The organism is Nocardia sp. NPDC004722 (genome assembly GCF_053601505.1).
The window spans coordinates 1-5,528 of the sequence record NZ_JBSGBY010000569.1 but is presented as its reverse complement, the minus strand read 5'-3'; the positions used below and the strand labels follow the sequence as shown (position 1 = coordinate 5,528).

Annotated in this window: 6 protein-coding genes; 4 read left to right on the top strand and 2 right to left on the bottom strand. The window is 67.8% G+C overall.

Annotated features, from left to right (window positions below; all coding sequences use genetic code 11):
- On the top strand, window positions 1-1,531 hold a 1,531-nt coding region (locus tag ACWELQ_RS36740; protein ID WP_452401624.1), incomplete at its 5' end, for a YfcC family protein.
- Here ACWELQ_RS36740 and ACWELQ_RS36735 read toward each other — a convergent pair.
- On the bottom strand, window positions 1,528-2,109 hold the full coding sequence (locus ACWELQ_RS36735) for a TetR/AcrR family transcriptional regulator (RefSeq protein WP_452401623.1): 582 nt from the start codon (window positions 2,107-2,109) through the stop codon (window positions 1,528-1,530). The genes ACWELQ_RS36740 and ACWELQ_RS36735 overlap by 4 nt on opposite strands.
- A 67-nt stretch (window positions 2,110-2,176) precedes the next feature.
- Between ACWELQ_RS36735 and ACWELQ_RS36730 the strand changes: the two genes are divergently transcribed.
- The 3 genes from ACWELQ_RS36730 to ACWELQ_RS36720 all read left to right on the top strand — a co-directional run bounded on the left by ACWELQ_RS36730 (window position 2,177) and on the right by ACWELQ_RS36720 (window position 4,653).
- On the top strand, window positions 2,177-3,787 hold the full coding sequence (locus tag ACWELQ_RS36730) for a family 1 glycosylhydrolase (protein ID WP_452401622.1): 1,611 nt from the start codon (window positions 2,177-2,179) through the stop codon (window positions 3,785-3,787).
- Window positions 3,788-3,880: 93 nt separating this feature from the next.
- Window positions 3,881-4,042 (top strand): hypothetical protein, encoded by a 162-nt coding sequence (locus ACWELQ_RS36725; protein ID WP_379357983.1) that lies wholly within the window; start codon window positions 3,881-3,883, stop codon window positions 4,040-4,042.
- Window positions 4,039-4,653: a disulfide bond formation protein B gene (locus ACWELQ_RS36720; protein ID WP_452401621.1), complete on the top strand. Its 615-nt coding sequence runs from the start codon at window positions 4,039-4,041 to the stop codon at window positions 4,651-4,653. The genes ACWELQ_RS36725 and ACWELQ_RS36720 overlap by 4 nt, the downstream gene beginning before the upstream one ends.
- A 43-nt stretch (window positions 4,654-4,696) precedes the next feature.
- Here the strand turns inward: ACWELQ_RS36720 and ACWELQ_RS36715 are convergent.
- Window positions 4,697-5,528: TIGR03560 family F420-dependent LLM class oxidoreductase (locus tag ACWELQ_RS36715; RefSeq protein ID WP_452401620.1), on the bottom strand; the 832-nt coding region annotated here is incomplete at its 5' end.

The window sequence follows — 5,528 nt, the reverse complement described above, 5'->3', positions numbered from 1 at the left end:
TGCGCAAGTGAGCGACACCGCGACCGTCGAGACCGCGCCGAAACCCGCACGCCACCGACGCAAGTGGACGTTCCCGTCCACCTACACGATTCTCGCCGGGGTCACCCTGGCGGTGTGGCTGGCCGCCTTCGTGATTCCGCCGGGCGCGTACGACACCGACGCCAAGGGCCACCCGATCGCGGGCTCGTATCACCGCCTCACCGACACCAAGGGGTTCGACGCGCGGGTGCGGGACCTGTTCCTGGCTCCGGTCAACGGCCTCTACGGCATTCAGGACGGCAAGACCGGCCAGGTCGCCCCGGACGTGGACGGCTCGCTCTACGGCGCGGCCGCGGTGTTCCTGTTCGTGCTGGCTGTGGGCGCGTTCATCACCGTCGCCTTCGCCACCGGGGCCCTCGACAGCGGGATCGGGCGGCTCGCCTACAAGCTGCGGAACCGCTCGTACCTGCTGATCGTCGGCATCATGGTGGTCTTCGCGGTCGCCGGTACTGTCGAGGGTTTCGCGGAGGAGACGCTGGGCTTCTACGCCCTGCTGGTGCCGCTGACCCTGGCGCTGGGCTACGACCGGATGACCGCGGTCGGCGCGATCATCGCCGGTGCGGGCATCGGCGTGCTCTGCTCGACGGTGAACCCCTTCGCCACCGGCACCGCCTCGTCCGCGGCGGGCATCGCCATCGGTGACGGCATCGTGCTGCGCCTGGCCATGCTGGTGGTGCTGACGGCGGTCACGGTCGCCTACGTCATCTGGTACGCGCGCCGGGTCAAGGCCGATCCCGAGAAGTCCTGGTCGGGTTGGCAACCCGGCGACCGGGACGTGAAAGCCGATGAGCACGAACCGGATCCGATGACCAAGCGGCAGGTGGGCGTGCTGTGGCTGGTCGGCCTCACCTTCGCGTTCATGATCTTCTCGATCATCCCCTGGGGCACGGTGATCAAGGGGCCGGACGCGAAACCTTTCGTCTGGGAACTGGACTGGTACTTTCCGGAGCTGACCGCCCTGTTCCTGATCGGCGCGATCGTGGTCGGCCTGGTCGGCGGGCTGGGCGAGGGCAAGATGTCGGAGAACGTCGGAAAAGGCTTCAGCGACTTCGTCGGCGCGGGTTTCGTCATCGTGCTGGCGCGCGGGGTCACCGTCATCATGAACAACACCCAGATCACCAGCACGGTCCTGCACGCGCTGGAGGGCGTCGTCTCGGGCACCTCCTCGGCGGTGTTCGCGGTGGCCGTGTTCCTGGTGAACGTGCCGCTGGCCTTCCTCATCCCGTCCACCTCCGGCCATGCCACGCTGGCCATGCCGATCATGGCGCCGCTGGCCGACTTCGCCCATGTGCCACGGTCATTGGTGGTGACGGGCTGGCAGTCGGCGTCGGGCTGGGCGAACCTGGTCACGCCGACGACCGCGGTGGTGACCGGTGGTATCGCCCTGGCGAAGGTGCGCTACGACCGGTACGTCAAATTCATCGTCCCGCTCATGGCGATCCTGTTCGTCCTGATCTGCGTGTTCCTGGCGATCGCCGCCTGGATCGGTTAAGCGCCCGGAAACGGCATCCCGGTGAACCGGGTCCAGCACTGCCCGAGATGGAACTCCATATCGATGGACGGGTCGATGAGCCAGCGCGACTGCAGCCCGTCGGTCAGCGCGAGGAACGCCGTCGCCATCACCTCGGTGTCGACGCCTTCGGGGACCGTGCCCGCGCGCTGCATACCGCGCAACAGTTCGGCCAGGCCGGTATTGGCGCGTTCGTAGTGCTCGCGCATGTACTCGTGGGCGGGGTGGCGTGGGTCGGCGGCGGCCGCCTGCATGTGGGTGAACAGTTCGATTAGGCCGGGCACCTGGGTATTGCGGCGGATGATGCGCAGCAGCACCTCGGGTCCGGCCTCGCCGAGGCGGGCCGCGTCGACCTCGTCGCGCTTGCGCAGGACCGCGACGAACAGCTCTTCTTTGGAGCCGAAGTAGTGCAGCAGCCCGCTCTGGCTCAGGCCGACGGCCTCGGCCAGTTCCGCCACCGAGGTTGCCAGGAAGCCGCGCTCGGCGATCGTGCGCAGGGCGGCTTCCAGGATCTGCTCCCGGCGTTCGATGCCTTTCCCGTAGGGTCCGCGTTTCACCACCGGGAAAGTCTAAGCGGACTATGAGAGTTTCTTGTCGCTCAAAACCGTGCAATGTACGGTTTTCGTTATGCGCTTCCGTCGTCGCACGCTGCCCCTGGTCGTCCTCGCCGCCTCCGCCGCGCTGACCGCTTCCGCCGCACCGGCCTTCGCCCGGCCGGAGCCGCCGGCCCGGATCGCGCCGCTGGGGCCGGACTTCCTGTGGGGTGTCGCGGCGTCGGGCTTCCAGTCCGAAGGCCATGCGCCGGACAGCAATTGGTCGCGCTACGCCGCCTCGGGCAAGACCGAGGACCCCTACCACGACTCGATCGACTTCTACGATCGCTACGAGTCCGATATCCAGCTGGCCAAGCAGCTGGGGGTGAAGGTGTACCGGATCGGCATCGAGTGGGCGCGGGTGCAGCCGCAGCCGGGCGTGTGGGACGAGGACGGACTTCGCTTCTACGACAAGGTGATCGGCGCGATCGAGGCGGCGGGCATGCGGCCGATGCTGACGCTGGATCACTGGGTGTACCCGGGCTGGGAGGCCGACCGCGGCGGCTGGAATCACGCCGACATGGTCGCGGACTGGCTGGCCAACGCGCGCAAGATCGTGGACCGCTACGCCTCCGGCAATCCGCTCTGGGTCACGTTCAACGAGCCGACCATGTACATGATCAACGAGGTCCGGTTGGGCACCCTGCCCGCGACCTCGGTCCCGGTCATGCAGGACCGAATCGCGCAGGCGCACAACGCCATCTACGACTACATCCATCAGGTGCAGCCGGGCGCGCAGGTGACCAGCAACGTCGCCTACCTCCCGTCCGCGGAGGACGCAGTGAACGGGCCGCTGCTGGGCAAGATCGCCGCCAAGCTCGACTACATCGGCATCGACTATTACTACGGTCTCTCGCCGGATGCCCTGCGCTCACCCGCCGTCACCGACATGTGGAACAACCCGCTTCAGGCGGACGGCATCTACTATGCGCTGCAACACTATTCGCGCGCCTTCCCGGGCAAGCCGCTGTACATCGTCGAGAACGGCATGCCCACCCAGAACGGCGCGCCCCGCGCCGACGGCTACACCCGCGCCGATGATCTGCGCGACACCATCTACTGGGTGCAGCGCGCCAAGGCCGACGGCATGAACGTGATCGGCTACAACTACTGGAGCCTCACCGACAATTACGAATGGGGCTCCTACACACCGCGTTTCGGTCTCTACACCGTCGACGTCCTGACCGATCCGACGCTGACCCGCCGCCCCACCGACGCTGACCCGCCGCCCCACCGACGCGGTCCCGGCCTACACCGCGATCACCCGCGACGGCGGCGTTCCCGCCGACTACCGCCCCACCCGCGACCCGAAGGCGTGCTCACTGGTCGACGCGCCCGGCAGTTGCACGGACCCGGTCACCGTGCCGCGCTGACCCGATCGCGTCCTTCGCGCCCCGATGACGCATTCTCGCCATTCCGGTGTGCGGTCGACGGGAAGCGGCGGGGCCGGATGTCGGGAAGGATGTCCCGAGCGGCCCGTACGGAATCGCGTCGCGCGCAAGACCATCCGGCGAGCTCGCCGGACCGGCCCGCAAGATCCTGTTACCCGGGCGTTCGGGAGCTTCCCCCCGAACGCCGGCCGCGCATCGGGATCGTCCCATTGCGGCCCGGTCCGGCGGGCGATATCCGCCGGGTCATAGCCTGATTCTATGTGTGCATCGGAATATGGCGTCTACCAGCAAGTTCACGTCGGGTGAAAGGTAGGGAGTGACCGAATCCCCGACGAAATCAGGACACCATGTACACCCTGCTCTTTGCCCTCATCCTGCTGTGCGTGGTGGCGGTGGTTCGCAGTTGGCCGCGGGGCTACGCGATGGGTCTGTGCTCGGCGACCCTGGCCCTGTCGGTCCTGGCTTTCCTGCCCCACGTCACCGGCCATCACTTCGAGGTGGGACTGTGACCGCCACCGACGCACCCGCCCTGTCCAACAAGCTCGGACTCTGGTTCGCGCACGCCTATGTGCTCGGCATGTGCGCGACCCTGCTCGGGGCCTACACCTTCCAGTTCGGGCTGTGGGAGTACCCGTGTCCGATGTGCCTGCTGCAGCGAATGTTCTTCCTGCTCAGCGCGATCGGGCCCGCCTACATCATCGTCCGCTCCCGCACCGGGGCGGTGACCACCCGGGAGTTCGCCTCCGGCTGGGGCTGGGCGATCATGGCCGCCATTCTCGGCAGCTTCGTCTCCGGCGCCCAGGTGCTCATGCACATCGCCCCGGACGATCCGGGTTATGCCGGTGCGCTGTTCGGGCTGCACCTCTACACCTGGGCCTTCATCGCCTTCGTGCTGGCCGTGCTCGCCGCGGGCATCGTGCTCTTCCTGACCGCCTACAGCGAACCCGGCAGGGCCGCGGCCACTTCCGTCGCCCTGCGGCGAGCCGCCAGGATCACCCCGGCGGTGCTGCTCACCTTCGCGGCCACCAATCTGGTCGCCTGCTTCTTCTTGCAGGGCCTGCATTGGAAGATGACCGGCGACCCCACCGGCTACCAGTTCTTCACCGACCTGTTCCGGTAGGCCGATCCGTAGATCCCGGCGCACAGCGCGGTGCCAAGATCACTCAGCGCAGCGCCGGGATCACCTCGCGTTCGAAGAGCTCCAAACCGCTGGTGTCGTAGGCGGTTTCGGGGAAGTAGTGGATGGAGTACCCCAGCCCCAGCGCCTTGACCTCCGAGAGCCGTTCGATGATCTGCTCCGGCGTGCCGACGGCGGGGGAATTGCGGAACACGTCCTTCACATGCTGCGCCGCACCCTCCGCGCCGGTGAACGGCGTCAGCCGGACCTCGAGCTCCGCCAGCCGCTGCTGCACCTCGGCCTCGGTCGCGCCGACCAGGGTGTTGAAGTTGGAGCTGCGGGTGATGGCGTCGAAATCCGTGCCGACCGCGGCGCAGTGCTCGCGCAGCAGCGCCGACTTCGCCGTGAAGGTCTCCGGATCGCCCGCGAAGTTGGTGTACTGCGCGTACTTGGCCGCGATGCGCAGCGTCACCTTCTCGCCGCCGCCTGCGATCCAGAGCGGAATCCCGCCCTCCTGCACCGGAAGTGGCCGCACGATCGCGCCGTCGACCTGGTAGTGCTTGCCGTCGAGGGTGGCCTTACCGGTGGTCCACGCCTGCTTGAAGATCTGCACGCCTTCGTCGAGACGGCCCAATCGCGCACCGGCGGAGGGGAATCCGTAGCCGTAGGCGCGCCATTCGTGCTCGTACCAGCCGCCGCCGATGCCCATCTCGACGCGCCCGCCGGAGATGAGGTCCACGGTGGCCGCGACCTTGGCCAGGTAGGCGGGGTTGCGGTAGCTCATGGCGGTGCACATCTGGCCCAGCCGCACGCGCGAGGTGCTGGCGGCCAGCGCCGACATCAGCGACCACGCCTCGTGGGTGGCCTCCTCGGTGGGG